General features: G+C 67.6%; 13 protein-coding genes and 1 pseudogene. 7 read left to right on the top strand and 7 right to left on the bottom strand.

The features are described from left to right. Nucleotides 1–51: 51 nt before the first annotated feature. The 6 genes and pseudogenes from ACFOPO_RS07315 to rph form a co-directional block, all read right to left on the bottom strand. Nucleotides 52–402 (bottom strand): PilZ domain-containing protein, encoded by a 351-nt coding sequence (locus ACFOPO_RS07315; RefSeq protein ID WP_386702387.1) that lies wholly within the window; start codon nt 400–402, stop codon nt 52–54. Next, on the bottom strand, nt 399–2,708 hold the full coding sequence (locus ACFOPO_RS07320; RefSeq protein WP_386702389.1) for a DUF1631 domain-containing protein: 2,310 nt from the start codon (nt 2,706–2,708) through the stop codon (nt 399–401). Before ACFOPO_RS07320 ends, ACFOPO_RS07315 begins: the two co-directional genes overlap by 4 nt. A gap of 235 nt (nt 2,709–2,943) precedes the next feature. After that, a pseudogene (gene hemW / locus ACFOPO_RS07325) lies at nt 2,944–4,092 on the bottom strand (radical SAM family heme chaperone HemW); the annotation flags it as partial. Between the two features lie 11 nt (nt 4,093–4,103). Beyond that, nucleotides 4,104–4,712 carry an RdgB/HAM1 family non-canonical purine NTP pyrophosphatase gene (gene rdgB, locus ACFOPO_RS07330; RefSeq protein ID WP_386702391.1) on the bottom strand — a complete coding sequence of 203 codons (609 nt, stop codon included), beginning with the start codon at nt 4,710–4,712 and terminating at the stop codon, nt 4,104–4,106. Then, the gene (locus ACFOPO_RS07335) at nt 4,709–5,098 is read right to left on the bottom strand and encodes a VOC family protein (RefSeq protein ID WP_386702393.1); all 390 of its coding nucleotides are present in this window, start codon (nt 5,096–5,098) and stop codon (nt 4,709–4,711) included. The genes rdgB and ACFOPO_RS07335 overlap by 4 nt, the downstream gene beginning before the upstream one ends. Before the next feature lie 16 nt (nt 5,099–5,114). Next, the gene (gene rph, locus ACFOPO_RS07340) at nt 5,115–5,888 is read right to left on the bottom strand and encodes a ribonuclease PH (RefSeq protein ID WP_386702395.1); all 774 of its coding nucleotides are present in this window, start codon (nt 5,886–5,888) and stop codon (nt 5,115–5,117) included. A 71-nt stretch (nt 5,889–5,959) separates the two neighbouring features. On the opposite strand from rph, the gene ACFOPO_RS07345 reads away from it, so the two are divergent. From ACFOPO_RS07345 to ACFOPO_RS07365, 5 genes are all read left to right on the top strand, one after another. Further along, nucleotides 5,960–6,820, top strand: a complete 861-nt coding sequence (locus tag ACFOPO_RS07345) for a YicC/YloC family endoribonuclease (RefSeq protein ID WP_386702397.1) — start codon at nt 5,960–5,962, stop codon at nt 6,818–6,820. A gap of 13 nt (nt 6,821–6,833) precedes the next feature. Then, a complete protein-coding gene (gene gmk, locus ACFOPO_RS07350) occupies nt 6,834–7,451 on the top strand; it encodes a guanylate kinase (protein WP_386702399.1) in 618 nt (205 codons plus the stop codon). Nucleotides 7,452–7,709: 258 nt separating this feature from the next. Then, the gene (gene rpoZ, locus ACFOPO_RS07355) at nt 7,710–8,009 is read left to right on the top strand and encodes a DNA-directed RNA polymerase subunit omega (protein WP_158734183.1); all 300 of its coding nucleotides are present in this window, start codon (nt 7,710–7,712) and stop codon (nt 8,007–8,009) included. Nucleotides 8,010–8,165: 156 nt separating this feature from the next. Then, nucleotides 8,166–10,352 (top strand): RelA/SpoT family protein, encoded by a 2,187-nt coding sequence (locus ACFOPO_RS07360; RefSeq protein ID WP_386702402.1) that lies wholly within the window; start codon nt 8,166–8,168, stop codon nt 10,350–10,352. Between the two features lie 166 nt (nt 10,353–10,518). Continuing rightward, on the top strand, nt 10,519–10,902 hold the full coding sequence (locus ACFOPO_RS07365; protein ID WP_200604099.1) for a RidA family protein: 384 nt from the start codon (nt 10,519–10,521) through the stop codon (nt 10,900–10,902). 602 nt (nt 10,903–11,504) lie between these two features. Here ACFOPO_RS07365 and ACFOPO_RS07370 read toward each other — a convergent pair. Next, nucleotides 11,505–12,557 (bottom strand): AraC family transcriptional regulator, encoded by a 1,053-nt coding sequence (locus ACFOPO_RS07370; protein ID WP_386702404.1) that lies wholly within the window; start codon nt 12,555–12,557, stop codon nt 11,505–11,507. 159 nt (nt 12,558–12,716) lie between these two features. On the opposite strand from ACFOPO_RS07370, the gene ACFOPO_RS07375 reads away from it, so the two are divergent. Together ACFOPO_RS07375 and ACFOPO_RS07380 are read left to right on the top strand one after the other, a co-directional pair. After that, entirely contained in the window at nt 12,717–13,970 is a 1,254-nt protein-coding gene (locus ACFOPO_RS07375) for a parallel beta-helix domain-containing protein (protein ID WP_386702406.1), read from the top strand. Continuing rightward, a complete protein-coding gene (locus ACFOPO_RS07380; RefSeq protein ID WP_386702408.1) occupies nt 13,967–15,127 on the top strand; it encodes an SO2930 family diheme c-type cytochrome in 1,161 nt (386 codons plus the stop codon). Before ACFOPO_RS07375 ends, ACFOPO_RS07380 begins: the two co-directional genes overlap by 4 nt. Nucleotides 15,128–15,177 lie beyond the last annotated feature (50 nt).

Below are 15,177 nucleotides of genomic sequence, written 5' to 3' on the forward strand. Positions count from 1 at the left end.
GCACGGCGGGCGCCGTTGCCGTGCTTGCCGTCTAGCGTTTGCCCGGCCTGCTCAGGCCGGGTGGCCGTTGGCCGAGTCGAGCCAGTTGCGCAGCTGCTGCAGCTCGCTCTCGAGCATGGTGATGAAGCGGAAGCCCGACCAGGTCTGGCCCGGCGTGCTGGTCTTGTCCTGCCACAGCAGGTGCGCGCCAACCTCGATCGGCGAGGTCTGGTGCGGCGTGCCACGCAGGTTGAAGCGCAGCTGGTACAGGGCATCGTCGACCAGCGGCGCGGAGGCGATCAGCAGCATGCCGCTCTCGGACAGGTTGCTGAGCTGGCCGACGACGGTGTCGGTCATGGTGTCGACCACCTGCACCGGCTCCTGGATGGAGCGACGGCGGGCGCGGCGGAATTCTTCGTTCATGCACTTGCCTGCTGCGGGGCGGGGCTGGAGACCAGGTTGCTGAGCGCGCTGACGACCGCGTTCCAGGCGCGATCGACCAGGCGGCTCTTCTCGACGGTGACGATGCGCGCGCGACCGCTGGCCATCTGCCGCGCCAGGCTGTCGAGCGACTGCTCGCCCACGCGCTGGCCGCGCTGGTTGACGAACAGCGCGTTGTCGGTGAGCGGGCTGAACCAGGACAACCTGCGGCGGATGATCTCGCCCGGTACTTCGAGGTCGAACTCGAACCAGGTGCCGAACGGCAGCGTCCGCAGGTGCTGCCAGCATTCCTGCTCGTGCGGGTTGCGCGGCTGGATGTCCTGCGTGCGCGGCGCTTCGTCTTCGCCCAGTCGCGTGCGCGACTTGAGCTTCAGTGCAAGTTCGGTGCGGGTGGCGGCGTCGTCGTTGGCGGCGTGGCCGGTGGTCAGCTGGCGCGAAATCGCACCGGCATCGTCGACGTGGTAGCCGACCTGGGTCAGTGCCTGCTCGATGTCCTCGCCCAGCGGCTCCGGCGCCGGGGCGCGGTTCTCGACGGTGTTGGCGGCGATGATCTGCCGCGTCGCCTCGAGCTGGCGCTGCCACTCGTCCGATTCCTCGCCATGGCGCAGCAGCGTCAGCGTCAGCACGTCGGTCCAGGCCTGGGTGAGCAGGGTGTGGACGAACTTCGGCAGCTTCTGGTCGTGCAGCGCTTCGGTGATCGCTTCGGTGGCCTGGTGCTTGGCCAGCACCAGCTTTTCCTTGCCGCGTGCAGCCTCCACGTGGCGACGCTCGGCCACTTCGGCCTTGCGCGCCATCAGGCGCAGGTGTTCCTGCAACTGCTGGTTGGCCGACTCGAACACACCGTCATCGCCGTCGTAGTGCTCCACGACGTGGTCCACGGCGCGACGCAGCTGTTCGTTGAGCGCGGGATCGGCCTCTTCCTTGGGCAGCCAGTGCGCGCCTGCTTCGGCGACGGCGTTGAGCAGCTGCCGCGCCGGATGCTCCTGGCGCACGAAGAAAGCCTGGTCCTGCAGCGCCAGTCGCAGCAGCGGCACCTGCAAGCGATTGAGCAGCGATGAGACCGCTGCATCGTTGCGCAGCTCGCGCCCGATCTCGTTGTAGAACTGATCGAGCAGCTCGAAGGTGTCGGCATCCTCGCGCGTCAGCGTGGCCGCTTCGCCGCGCTGTTGCCGCGCCTGCGCGAGCAGCGTCTGGCGGACGTCGTTGAGGTTGCGCGGCGGCGTTGCGTGCGCCGGCATGGACTGCAGGCCGGCCAGCGCGCTGGAGATGTCGTGGGCCGACAGTGTCGGTCGCGGCGCGCCGGTGTCGCCACCGGTGCGCAGCTTGTCCATCAGCTCGCGGCGGCCGTTGAGCAGGTTCCGCAACGAAACGTAGGAATCCTGGTCGTCGCCGTGGCGCGGCACCGGCTGCCCGGGCCAGGCGGTGTGCGGACGCAGCGGGTCGAACAGCGGACTGCTGGCGTCGGCGCCGCGTCGCGGCACCATCGCATCCTCGCGTTGTCCCCGCGGTTGCGCTTCGTCCTGGCCCGGTCCCTGTCCTTGTCCTGCTGCCTGGCCCTGGCGCTGGGCTTTCCCGCGGTTGCGCACCGGCACGAACGACAGGCTCGGCAGCACGTTCTCGCGCGCCAGCAGGGCGTTCATCGTTTCGACCAGCTGCGCGTAGCCCGACATCACGTGCTGGTCGAACACCTTGTACAGATGCAACCGCGCTTCCGGCGTGATCTGCAGCGAGTGCGTGGCTTCGGACAGGATCCGGCACAAGTGGTACGGACCGACCGGCAGCCGATCGGCGTCGAAGGCCGGGGCGCCGCCGAGCACGCCGAAGCGCTGGCCCAGCAGCAGCAGCGGCAGGCCGGCGCGAGCTTCGTGGCGAATGGCGATGCTGCGCAGCAGGTTGGCCTCGTCCGCCTCGCCGTCGTCGACCAGGCGCAGGTCGCGGAAGGTGGGCAGGGCGGCCGGGGTGTCCTGGTGCGGCGTCGGGTCGCGGACCGTGGTGAGTTCGCCTTCCAGCAGCGCCAGGAACTGCGGGACCAGGTCCGAGCGGTTCAGGCGGGCGGTGCGCAGGGTTTCAAGGTGCGCGGCCTGCTGCGCCGACGTGCGCGCCTGGTCGGCATGCTTGAACAGTTGCTGCTCGAATTCGCCGAGCATGTGCTCGAGCTGGCGCGCCATTTCGTCCGAGACCAGCGCATAAAGATGCTCCAGTACGCGACGAACCCGCTTCGGCAACGCCGCTGACGCCAGCGTAGGCCGAGGGATCGAACTGCCAAGGGGTTCGAACGTTGCGGACATTTAGGGGCACCCTGTGATCGGGACGATCATGCATTGTCCCCCCGCGCCCCGCCAGCCTCTCGCCCCAGCGGTCCCTCAGGGAGCGACCAACTGTTGTAACGGCGAGGGCGGCCGCCAGCGGCCAGCTCGAGCCCGCGTACGGGGGCTGGAGCTACTTGGCGTGGTCGACCATGACCCGCTGCGACAGGTCCGGACCGTCAGGGTCAATGGCGACGGCATCGGCCCCGTCGTCGGCCAGGAACAGCTCGACAACGTCGTTGGTGAAGCGCCGTCCCAGCTCGGTGGGACGCACCCGGTCGCCATCGATTTCGAGCCAGCCCTGTGCGGTTGCAGCATCGAGTTGCGCGGCGATCGCCGTGCGCGGCAGGCCGGTGCGCGCTTCGAAGGCGGCCAGGCTGAAGCCGTCGACCAGTCGCAGCGCATTGAGCATGTACTCGAACGGCCGGCGTGCCGGTTCGACCCGGTCGTCGCCGCCGATCGCACCGGCGTGCCCGGCCTGGACCAGGTACTGCGCCGGATGCTTGACCTTCCAGCGCCGCAGCACCGTCTGCTCCGCGCCGAGGGTGAGCTTGCCGTGCGCACCGGCGCCGATGCCGAGGTAGTCGCCGTACTGCCAGTAGTTGAGGTTGTGCAGGCACTGACGCCCGGGCCGGGCGTAGGCGCTGACTTCGTACTGGGCGTAGCCGGCCGCGGCGAGCAGGGCCTGGCAGTGCTCCTGCATGTCCCAGCTGGCGTCGTCGTCGGGGATGCCCTTGGGCGGCCGCGCGGCGAACATCGTGTTCGGCTCCAGCGTCAGCTGGTAATGGCTGACGTGGGTCGGCTGCAGGGCGAAGGCACGTTCCAGGTCGTGCTCGGCCATCGCCAGCGTCTGCTCGGGCAGGGCATACATCAGGTCGAGGTTGAAGTTGTCGTAGCCGGCGTCCTGCGCCAGCTTCACTGCCGCCTCGGCCTCGCCGCTGTCGTGGATGCGGCCCAGGCGCTTGAGGCAGCCGTCGTCGAAACTCTGGATGCCGAAGCTCAGTCGATTGACGCCGGCCTGCCGGTACAGCTCGAAGCGGCCGTGCTCGGCGGTGCCGGGGTTGGTCTCCAGGGTGATCTCGCAACCCGGGACGAAGCGCAGCCGACTGCTGGCCTCCTGCAGGAAGCGGTCGATGTGCTCGGGCGGGAACAGGCTCGGCGTGCCGCCGCCGAAGAACACCGAGTGCACGTTGCGGCCCCAGGCCAGCGGCAGGTCGTGGTCGAGGTCGGCCAGCAGCGCGTCGACATAGGTATCGAACGGCAGCGCGCCGCGCCCTTCGTGCGAGTTGAAGTCGCAGTAAGGGCACTTGCGCACGCACCAGGGCAGGTGGACGTAGAGCGACAGCGGCGGCGTGGTCAGCGACATGGGCGTGGCGTTCAGCGCGTGGCGTCGCCCAGCAGCTTCTGCAGCGCGGCCAGGGCGCGGCCGCGGTGGCTGATGCGGTTCTTCAGTTCCGTGTCGAGCTCGGCCGCGCCCTTGCCCAGTCGCGGATCGAAGAACACCGGGTCGTAGCCGAAGCCGCCGTTGCCACGGCGCGCATGCAGGATGCGACCGGACCAGGTGCCTTCGGCGATCAGGGGTTGCGGATCCCCGGCATGGCGCAGCAACACGATCACGGCATGGAAGTGGGCACTGCGCTGCTCGTCGGGTACGTCCTTGAGCGCGTCGAGGAGCTTGTCGATGTTCGCGTCGGCGTTGCCGTGGCTGCCGGCATAGCGCGCCGAGTACAGCCCGGGTGCGCCGGCCAGTGCATCCACGCACAGGCCCGAATCGTCGCCCAGTGCCGGCATGCCGGTTTCGCGCGCGGCCTTGCGCGCCTTGAGCAGGGCGTTCTCGACGAAGGTCAGGCCGGTTTCGTCGGCATCGCCGACGCCGAGCTCGCCCTGGGTGACGAACTCGATGCCGCTGCCGCCGAGCATTTCGCGGAACTCGCGCAACTTGCCGTCGTTGCTGCTGGCGATCACCCATTTGTCCGGCAGGTTCATTGCTTCAGTTCCAGCAGGTCCCAGCGATTGCCGTACAGGTCCTCGAACACGGCCACGGTGCCGTAGGGCTCAAACCGCGGCGGCTCGAGGAACGCCACGCCGTGCGCGAGCATCGCGGCGTGGTCGCGCTGGAAATCGTCGGTATGCAGGAAGAAACCGACACGGCCGCCGGTCTGGTTGCCGACGTGCCCGCGCTGGTCGTCGTCGCTGGCCTGGGCCAGCAGCAATGCGGTCTGCGCACCTTGCGGCGCCACCCGCACCCAGCGCTTGCCGTCGCCCAGGTCGATATCGTCGAGCAGGTCGAAGCCGAGCGCGCCGGTGTAGAACGCGATGGCTTCGTCGTAGTCGCGCACGACCAGGGTGACGTTGGCGATGGTCCGCTTCATGGCCCGATGCTGGCCCTCAACCCGCCAGTGCCTCGCGCTGCTTCGCCACCAGTTCGGCGATGCCGGCCTCGGCCAGCGACGTCAGCGCATCGAGTTCCTCGCGACGGAAGGCGTGGCCTTCGGCGGTGCCCTGCAGCTCGATGAAACCGCCGCCGTCGTTCATCACCACGTTCATGTCGGTGTCGCAGTCGCTGTCTTCGGCGTAATCCAGATCGAGCACCGGGACGCCACGGTAGATGCCCACCGACACCGCCGCGACCGCGCCGAACACCGGATCGCGGCTGATCTCGCGACGCGCCTGCAACCAGCGCACAGCATCGACCAGGGCCACGTAGGCGCCGGTGATGGCGGCGGTGCGGGTGCCGCCATCAGCCTGCAGCACGTCGCAGTCGAGGGTGATGGTGCGCTCGCCGAGCAGCTTGCGGTCGACGCAGGCGCGCAGCGAACGGCCGATCAGACGCTGGATCTCCAGCGTGCGGCCGCCCTGCTTGCCACGCGCGGCCTCGCGGTCGCTGCGGGTGTGCGTGGCGCGCGGCAGCATGCCGTACTCGGCGGTGACCCAGCCTTCGCCCTTGCCGCGCAGGAAGGCCGGAACCTTGTTGTCGACGCTGGCGGTGCACAGCACGCGCGTCTCGCCGAAGCTGACCAGGACCGAACCCTCGGCGTGGCGGGTGTAGCCGCGCTGGATGCGGACTTCGCGCATTTGCGCGGGTGCCCGCCCGCTGGGGCGGACCACGGTCGGCGCGGTCTGGCCGGCGGAAGGGGCTTGCGGCGTGCCGGTCGTGGCCATGAGGAGGGTGATTACCGTGTTTGGGGCGCGCGAGTTTACCATTCGCACCCTGTCAGCCCTTGGATTCGATGATGATCCGCAGCATGACCGCCTTCGCCAGCGGCGAACGCGTCACCCCGTGGGGCACGCTCGGCTGCGAGCTGCGCTCGGTCAACCACCGTTTCCTCGAGCTGGGCGTGCGCCTGCCCGACGAACTGCGCGCGCTGGAACCGGCGCTGCGCGAGCGCGTCGCTTCCCGGGTCGCCCGCGGCAAGATCGATCTGGCGCTGCGCCTGCGCACCGCCGACGGCGATGGTGCCTTGCAGCTCAATCCCGGCCGCCTGCGCGAGTTGAGCGAGCTGGCACTGGACCTGGAAGCGCGATTCCCACGCCTGCAGACCGACCTGACCCAGCTGCTGCAGTTTCCCGGCGTGCTGCAGACCCAGTCCGCCGATCCGGCGGCGCTGCAGGCGCAGGCGCTGGAACTGCTCGAACAGGTGCTTGACGAATTCATCCGCGCCCGCGAGCGCGAGGGTTCCAAGCTGTCGGCGGTGATCATCGAGCGCGTCGACGGCATTGCCGCCATCGCCGCCGAGGTGCGCACGCTGATGCCGATCATCCGCGCCGGCCAGCGCAGCAAGCTCGAGGCGCGCATGGCCGACCTCGCCCAGCCGCTCGATTCCGGCCGCCTGGAGCAGGAACTGGTGATGTGGCTGCAGAAGCTCGATGTCGACGAGGAGCTCGACCGGCTCGATTCGCATGTCAGCGAAGCGCGCCGCGTGCTCAAGCTCAAGGAAGCCGTCGGCCGGCGCCTGGATTTCCTGCTGCAGGAATTCAACCGCGAGGCCAACACGCTGGGTTCCAAGTCGGTCGACGCGCGCAGTTCGGCGGCGGCAGTGGAGCTCAAGGTCCTGATCGATCAGGTCCGCGAGCAGATCCAGAACATCGAATGACACGAGCCCACTGATGCGCGGAACCCTTTTCATCGTCGCGGCACCGTCGGGCGCCGGCAAATCCAGCATCGTCAATGCGGTGCTGGCGCGCGACCCGAACATCTGCCTGTCGATCTCGTTCACGTCGCGCCAGCCGCGGCCGGGCGAGCGCCATGCCGAGCATTACCACTTCGTCAGCAAGGAAGAATTCGAGCGCATGGTCGCGGCCGGCGACTTCTTCGAGTCGGCGCTGGTGCATGGCGACTGGAAGGGCTCGGCCCGCCAGTCGGTGGAACCGCAGCTGGCGGCCGGCAAGGACGTGCTGCTGGAGATCGACTGGCAGGGCGCGCGCCAGGTGCGCGCCAAGGTGCCCGATGCGGTCAGCGTGTTCATCCTGCCGCCATCGCGCAAGGCACTCGACGAGCGCATGCGCAGCCGCGGCCAGGACAGCGAGGAAGTGATCGCGCAGCGGCTTGCGGCGGCGCGCGAGGAGATGTCGCATTACGGCGAATTCGACTTCGTCATCGTCAACGAGCACTTCAACACCGCCGTCGACGAGATGTGCGCGATCTTCACCGCCAGCCGGGTCCGTCGCGACCAGCAGGTGGCGCGTCACTCGCGCCTGATCACCGCGCTGCTGGCGGACGAGTGAGTTGACGCTTGGCTCCCTCCCCTGCGAGCAGGGGAGGGCCGGGGAGGGGTAAGGCTTTTGTGCGGCTCGGCCTTCGGCCTCGACCCCCTCCCAGCCTCCCCCTGCACGCAGGGGGAGGGGCGCAAGCAGACTTGGCGGCTCGTTGGTACTCTAACTGATTGATTTTCAATGATCCGCTTGCTTCGCCCCGGCGGCGCGACTACACTCTGCGGTCCCTTACAAGCCTGTATGGACGGCCCGCCGGCCGCCAGGAGTCCCATGGCCCGCATCACCGTTGAAGATTGCCTGGAAGTGGTCGATAACCGCTTCGAACTCGTCATGATGGCCGCCAAGCGCGCCCGTCAGCTGGCCAATGGCGTTGATCCGCAGCTGGACAACAGCGAAGCCAACGACAAGCCGACCGTGCTGGCCCTGCGCGAAATCGCCGCGCGCCGCATCGACACCGATTACATCGATGCCGTCGAGAAGGCCGAGCGCGAGCGCAAGGAGCGCGAGGCGCTGGAATGGGCCGCCGCTGAAGTGGTTGCCGACGACGACCTGTCCAAGGGCGACGACTGATCCGTCCCTGAGGCACATTCACGGGCCGGTTCCACTGGCGCGTGATCTGCACGGCCCCGCTTTTGCGGGGCCGTTTGCATTTGTGGGCCCCGACCCCACAAGCACCTGAGAGGCCGCTGATTGCACAGCGCGCCGCCGCACGCGTAGATTCTCTCCATGACCCCCGCAGAGTCCGTGATCAGCACGCATCCCGCCTTCGTCTTGGATGACGCGGACGTGCCGGACTATGTGCGCGAGCTGGAAAACGCGGCCGAATACCTGCCCGCCCCGCAGCGCCAGAGCCTGCGCCGCGCCTGGGCGATCGGCGCGGCCGCGCACGCCGGGCAGACGCGCAAATCCGGCGAGCCGTACATCACCCATCCGGTGGCGGTGGCCAAGGTCCTGGCCGACCAGGGCCTGGACGTCGAAACCCTGATCGCGGCGATCCTGCACGACACCATCGAAGACACGCCGCTGACCCGCGACGGCCTGGCCAGCGAGTTCGGCGAGACCGTCGCCGAGCTGGTCGACGGCGTCACCAAGCTGGACAAGCTGCAGTTCCGCGACCGCCAGGAGGCGACCGCGGAAAGCTTCCGCAAGATGCTGCTGGCGATGTCGCGCGACCTGCGCGTGATCCTGATCAAGCTCGCCGACCGCCTGCACAACATGCGCACGCTCGGCGCGCAGAGCATGGAAGCGCGCCACCGCATCGCCCGCGAAACGCTGGAGATCTACGCGCCGATCGCGCAGCGCCTGGGCATGAACCTGATCAAGGCCGAGCTGCAGGACCTGGGCTTCCGCGCGCTGCATCCGTGGCGCCACGCCGTCATCGAGAAGCGCCTGCGCACGCAGCCGGTCGTACGCCGCGAATCGCTGGTGCAGATCGAAGCGCAGCTGGCGCAGCGACTGGCCAAGGAGCGGGTGCCGCACCGCCTGGTCAGTCGCGTCAAATCGCCGTGGAGCATCTACACCAAGATGCGCTCGGAGCACAAAACCTTCGCCCAGGTGATGGACGTGTTCGGCTTCCGCGTCGTCGTGCGCACGGTGCCGGACTGCTATCACGCACTGGGCGTGGTGCATGCGGCGTACAAGCCGCTGGATTCGCGTTTCCGCGACTTCATTGCGATCCCGAAGGCCAACGGTTACCAGTCGCTGCACACGGTGCTGTTCGGCCCGTATGGCTCGCCGATCGAAGTGCAGATCCGAACCGAGGAGATGGACCTGATCGCCGAGCGCGGCATTGCCGCACACTGGTCCTACAAGCACGGCGGCGACGGCCCGAGCAGCGCGCAGAGCCGCGCCCACAGCTGGATCGCCAACCTGGTCGAATCGCAGCGCTCGACCGGCTCGTCGCTGGAGTTCCTCGAGAACGTCAAGGTCGACCTGTTCCCGGACGAGGTTTACCTGTTCACGCCGAAGGGCGACATCATGTCGCTGCCGCGCAACTCGACCGCGCTCGACTTCGCCTACGCAGTGCACACCGACGTCGGCAACCGCGCCGTCGCCGCGCGCGTGGACGGCAAGCTGGTGCCGCTGCGCACGCGACTGGCCAGCGGCCAGCGCGTGGAGATCATCACCGCCAAGTCGTCCTCGCCGAAGCCGCAGTGGCTCGAGTTCGTCGTCTCCGGCAAGGCGCGCACGTCGATCCGCCAGCAGCTCAAGCAACTCGAGCACGAGGATGCGGTGCAGCTGGGCCATCGCATGCTCGACCGCGCGCTGGAGGCACTGGGTATCTCGCTAGACCGCGTCCCGGCGGTACGGATGGAAGCCTACCTCGGCGAGTTCCGCTACCCGCGCCTCGAAGCGCTGCTGGCCGACATCGCCCTGGGCAACCGCATGCCGCAGCAGGTCGCGCAGGCACTGGCGCGAGAGACCCCGGGCAAGGCGCTGCGATCGAAGGACCTGCCGTTGCAGCCGCTGTCGCAGGACAAGATCCTGATCACCGGCGCCGAGCGTGGCGTGATCAGTTTCGCCAACTGCTGCCTGCCGATTCCCGGCGACGAAATCATGGGGTACCACACGGCCGGCAAGGGCATCGTGGTGCACCGGCTCGACTGTCCGAACGTGGCCGACTACCGCAAGTCGCCCGATCGCTGGGTACCGATCGGCTGGGACCGCCAGGTCAGCGGCGATTTCGCCGCGGCGCTGCGCATCGAGGTCGACAACCGTCCCGGTTCGCTGGCGCAGGTCGCGGCGGCCATTGCGGAAGCCGAATCGAACATCGACCGCGTCGAATACCTCGACCGCGACGCCAACGTGGCGGTGATGCGATTTGCAATTGAAGTCAGTGGCCGTCGCCACCTCGCCGACGTGATGCGACGCGTGCGCCGACTGGGCGTGGTGCTGGGCGTGCAGCGGATGTAGCACGGCCCGCCCCGTTCGTCCCGAGCGTAGGCGCGCAGCGCCGAAGTCGAGGGATGGAGCCGTGATGCACTCGACATCTCCTTCGACTCCGGCCTTCGGCCTACGCTCAGGACGAACGGTCCCTTGTTGGACTAGGATTCGCGTCTGACTACTCCAGAGCGCATCCATGTCCCGCCAGATCATCCACACCGACAAGGCCCCGGCCGCCATTGGCCCGTACTCGCAGGCCGTGCGTGCCGGCGACACCGTCTACCTGTCCGGGCAGATCCCGCTCGATCCGGGCACCGGCCTTCTGGTCGAGGGCGACATCAGCACCCAGGCGCGCCGTGCGTTCGAGAACCTCAAGGCCGTTTGCGAAGCCGCCGGTGGCTCGCTGTCCGATGTCGTGCGTCTGGGCCTGTACCTGACCGACCTGGGCAACTTTGCCGCAGTCAATGCGGTGATGAGCGAGTTCTTCAAGGCACCGTACCCGGCGCGTTCGACGATCGAAGTTTCGGGCCTGCCGCGTGGTGCCGGGTTTGAAGTGGATGCGGTGATGTTCCTGGATTGATCCTGGGTCTCACTTGAAATCCTCGGACAACGGGTCGCGTTATGCGGCCCGTTTCCTTTTTTGCGTGTGGTCAGTGGGTGGAGGAGGTGGGGTGTATTCCGCGAACCTCCGCTTCGCTCCGTTTACTGTTCGCGAAATACACCCCACCTCCTCCTTCCGGAAGCTGCCGTTGTTTTGTTGACTTCGACTGTCGGCGAGAGCGCAGTGCCCGCGTGATGCATCTGCGACGGTCGGACTCGCACTGCGCCGGCCCTGGACGGGGTCCGTGCCCTCGCTCATTCGCACGTCTGCTCGGTGACCTAGGTCCCGGACGCCCGCGGGAGGATGAGGTGGTTTCAAAGGCGGGGAGCAACGTCCTTGGTTTCCCGCCTTCGCGGGAATGACGGGTTGATGGGCGTTATCGAAGACCGGGCAACGAAATGCTGGAGCGGCGTTCGACGGGCCGGGGATTGCGTAGCAGCGGGACATGGATGTCCCGCGCCCCGCCTTCGGACAGGATGTCCGACGAAGGGGCGGAGCAATCCCCGGTTCGGCGGACGACGCCGTACCGCAGAGGGAAGCGCTGAAGCGCAGCAAAATCGCAGCAGAAGCGCAGAGACAAGTCAGCCCTGCGCCCGCATCTCCCGCGGCGCCACGCCCGTCCAGCGTTTGAACGCGCGGCGGAACTCGCGCGCGTCCTTGAAGCCGACCGCCGCGCCGACGTTGGCGATGCTCAATTTCTGATCGCTCAACATCGCCCGTGCCGATTCACTGCGCACCCGGTCGTGCAACTCGCTGAAGCTGGTCCGCGCCGCCTGCAACTGGCGGCGCAATGTACGTTCGGTCAAATGCAGCGCCGCCGCGATGTCGACCAGGCGCGGGTTGTCGGCCAGGCGCTGCAGCAACAGCCGTTCCACGACAGCAACTATTTCGCTGCGTGGCTGGCCAGCCGGCATCTGCTCATCGCACAGCGCCAGCACGCGCTGCGCGCTGGCGGGATTGCCGGCCGGCATTGCAGTGTCCAGCCAGCGCGCATCGATGACCACGCGATTGCGCGGACAATCGAAACGCACCGGGCAATCGAACACGCGCGCATAGTCGTCGGCGTAATCCGGCGCAGGGTAGGCGAGCTCCAGCACCGTTGGCCGGAAGTCCGCACCCAACAGCCCGCGGCACAGCATCAGGCAGCTGGCGAACAGCTCCTCGCACAGGAACGGTTCCAGTTCGGGATCCGGGCTGCGCATGCTGGCGACCATGCCGAGGCCGTCGCCTGGTTCGCTGCCATGGCTGCCCGCATCCAGCTCCAGCTCCATCATCGCCCCGGTGATCGGCGCGTAATGGACCCCCAGCTGCAGTGCCTCGGCGAAGCGCGGCGCGGTCAGCATGGCCAGGCCGAGGAGGCCGAAATGGCCGATGTTCTGGCGCTCGCCCAGGACCAGGCCGGGGCCGCGCACCGGCAGGCCGCGCATCGCCCGCCGGATGATCTGGCAGGTCTGGCGATAGGACAGGTAGACCGGCGTGTCGCCGTCGAACTCGGCCGGGCCCAGGCGCAGCCCCGCGAACCAGGCCTCGCAGCCGATCCCCGATTCACGGGCCATGGCGACCAGGCCGGAAACGATGCCGCTCTTGATGTTGGCCACGCTCTGGCGCGGGTCGTCGTGGTCGATTGGTTGCATACGCTTGCGTAGCTTGTCCGGTTTGCCCCCCAGAGTATGCCGGGTTTGCCCTCCACTGGCGTCCTCCGAAGGTCACAGACTGCGTTTTACTTCTTCCCCCTCCGCCTGCGGACCGGGAAGGCCACGGGACAGTCTGGAATGGGGACGGACGCAAACCTTATGAAGCGCATCACTCTCAGCATCGCGATCGCAGCCGGCATGGCGACCCTGGCCGGCTGCCAGAAGCAGGAAGCCCCGGCCCCGGCCGCCGACGCCGACTACCAGAAGGTGCTGATCGGCCGCCTGCTCGATGCCAAGCCCGGCGACGTGATCGAGATCCCGGCTGGCCGCTTCTCCTTCGACCGTAGCCTGAGCCTGCGCGTCGACGGCGTGACCCTGCGCGGCGCCGGCATGGACAAGACCATCCTCAGCTTCAAGGGCCAGAAGGCCGGCGCCGAAGGCCTGCTGGTCAACGCCGGCAACTTCACCCTGGAAAACCTCGCCATCGAGGACAGCAAGGGCGACGGCCTGAAGGTCAACGAAGGCGAGAACATCACCATCCGCGGCGTCCGCGTCGAATGGACCGCCGGTCCGAAGACCACCAACGGCGCCTACGGCATCTACCCGGTGCAGACCACCAACGTGCTGATCGAGGATTCGGTCGTGATCGGCGCATCCGATGCCGGCATCTACGTCGGCCAGTCGAAGAACGTGGTCGTGCGCCGCAACCGCGCCGAGCGCAACGTCGCCGGCATCGAGATCGAGAACTCGATCAGCGCCGACGTCTACGAGAACACCGCCACCGACAACACCGGCGGCATCCTCGTGTTCAACATGCCCAACCTGCCGCAGCCGGGCCACACCACCCGCGTCTACCGCAACAAGGTGTTCGCCAACAACACCGGCAACTTCGCCGCCAAGGGCGCGGCCGTCGCCAGCGTGCCGGCCGGCTCGGGCGTGGTGATCAACTCCAACGACAAGGTCGAGATCTTCGACAACGACATCGCCGACAACCAGACGGCGAACGTGATCATCTCCAGCTACTTCTCCACCGGCTACATGACCGAGAAGGGCGTGGCCAAGGCGTTCGATCCGTATCCGGAAGAGATTGCCATCTACGGCAACCGCTTCAAGGGCGGCGGCGACAAGCCCGATGGACTCGACCTGAAGGCGCTGCGCGTGGCGATGTTCGGCCTTTCCGGCCACCTGCCGGACGTGCTGTGGGACGGTTACGTCAACACCGCGCGCCCGGGTGGCGCACAGGTCTGCATCGACAACGGCGCGGCCGAAACGCTCAACGCCGACGGCCCGAACAAGTACAAGAACCCGAGCCTGGTGACCGAAGCGGTGCGCTGCAAGCTGCCGCCGCTGCCGGTGGTGACGATGCCGGGTGACCTCGGTGCAACGGCTACGAAGGCGGTTCCGACGGCATGAAGCAGTTGTTTGTGATCTGCGCGGCCGCAATGATGGCCGCGATGTCGCTGGTGGGGTGCAAGCGCAGCCAGGAGCCGGTGCAGTTCCATGCCGCCGGCCAACCTGAAAACCTAAGCGACTGGCATGTGGTGTCGGTTGCCGATGGCCACCTGCGACTGAACCAGGGCGTGGAGCCATACGCCCTCAACAGCGCGTTGTTCAGCGACTACGCGCACAAGCTGCGCACGCTGTGGCTGCCGCCGGGAACCAAGGCCACGTACCAGGATTACGAAGCCTTCGACTTCCCGGTCGGCACCATCATCAGCAAGACCTTCTATTATCCGCGCGCCGGTCACGGCGACGCGGTGCTGCGCGTGGCCGAGTCGCCGGCGGAAAGCCGCGACGGCCTGGACCTGTCCAAGGTGCGCCTGATCGAGACGCGCCTGCTGGTGCATCGCGAGAAGGGCTGGGTGGCGATGGCCTACGTCTGGAACGCGCAGCAGACCGAAGCGGTGCTAGCGCGCGCTGGTGATTCGATCGCGATGACGCTGCAGAAGCCCGACGGCAGCGGCAAGCAGACCTTCAGCTACATGGTTCCGGACGAGAACCAGTGCGCCGGTTGCCATTCCACCAACAACACCACGCGCGTGCTGCATCCGATCGGACCGAAGGCGCGCCACCTCAATCGCGAGGATCCGTGGCACCCGGGCAGCAACCAGCTCGCGCGCATGGTCAAAATGGGCCGCCTGCAGGGGTTGCCGAAGTCCGGTGTGCCGCACAACGTCCGCTTCGACGACACCACGGCCAAGCTCAACGATCGCGCGCGTGCCTACCTGGACGTCAACTGCGGCCATTGCCACAACCCGAAGGGGCCTGCCGATACGTCCGGCCTGTGGCTCGACGCTGGCACCACGGATTCGCGCAGGCTTGGTCTGTGCAAGCCGCCGGTTGCCGCCGGGCAGGGCACTGGCGACCACATGTTCGACATCGTGCCGGGTCGCCCGGACGATTCGATCCTGGTCTACCGGATGGACAGCCTCGATCCAGGTGCGATGATGCCCGAGCTCGGTCGGGGAACCGTGCATGAGGAAGGCGTTGTGCTGATCCGTGACTGGATCGGAGCATGGCTGGGGAATTGCACCGATACGGAGCAAAACGTCGCGATGCAGTCGCGATGATGCAATCGCTGTGAAGTAACCACTTGCCGAGCGGTCCGGTTCTACATGGA

Source organism: Lysobacter sp. GCM10012299, assembly GCF_042649405.1.
In the GTDB taxonomy this organism is placed as follows: Bacteria; Pseudomonadota; Gammaproteobacteria; order Xanthomonadales; family Xanthomonadaceae; genus Lysobacter_J.

Excerpts from the sequence above, each read along its gene's own strand:
- ACFOPO_RS07315 (WP_386702387.1), bottom strand. The coding sequence starts at position 402 with ATGAACGAAGAATTCCGCCGCGCCCGCCGTCGCTCCATCCAGGAGCCG.
- ACFOPO_RS07320 (WP_386702389.1), bottom strand. The coding sequence starts at position 2,708 with ATGTCCGCAACGTTCGAACCCCTTGGCAGTTCGATCCCTCGGCCTACG.
- rdgB (WP_386702391.1), bottom strand. The coding sequence starts at position 4,712 with ATGAACCTGCCGGACAAATGGGTGATCGCCAGCAGCAACGACGGCAAG.
- ACFOPO_RS07335 (WP_386702393.1), bottom strand. The coding sequence starts at position 5,098 with ATGAAGCGGACCATCGCCAACGTCACCCTGGTCGTGCGCGACTACGAC.
- rph (WP_386702395.1), bottom strand. The coding sequence starts at position 5,888 with ATGGCCACGACCGGCACGCCGCAAGCCCCTTCCGCCGGCCAGACCGCG.
- ACFOPO_RS07345 (WP_386702397.1), top strand. The coding sequence starts at position 5,960 with ATGATCCGCAGCATGACCGCCTTCGCCAGCGGCGAACGCGTCACCCCG.
- gmk (WP_386702399.1), top strand. The coding sequence starts at position 6,834 with ATGCGCGGAACCCTTTTCATCGTCGCGGCACCGTCGGGCGCCGGCAAA.
- rpoZ (WP_158734183.1), top strand. The coding sequence starts at position 7,710 with ATGGCCCGCATCACCGTTGAAGATTGCCTGGAAGTGGTCGATAACCGC.
- ACFOPO_RS07360 (WP_386702402.1), top strand. The coding sequence starts at position 8,166 with ATGACCCCCGCAGAGTCCGTGATCAGCACGCATCCCGCCTTCGTCTTG.
- ACFOPO_RS07365 (WP_200604099.1), top strand. The coding sequence starts at position 10,519 with ATGTCCCGCCAGATCATCCACACCGACAAGGCCCCGGCCGCCATTGGC.
- ACFOPO_RS07370 (WP_386702404.1), bottom strand. The coding sequence starts at position 12,557 with ATGCAACCAATCGACCACGACGACCCGCGCCAGAGCGTGGCCAACATC.
- ACFOPO_RS07375 (WP_386702406.1), top strand. The coding sequence starts at position 12,717 with ATGAAGCGCATCACTCTCAGCATCGCGATCGCAGCCGGCATGGCGACC.
- ACFOPO_RS07380 (WP_386702408.1), top strand. The coding sequence starts at position 13,967 with ATGAAGCAGTTGTTTGTGATCTGCGCGGCCGCAATGATGGCCGCGATG.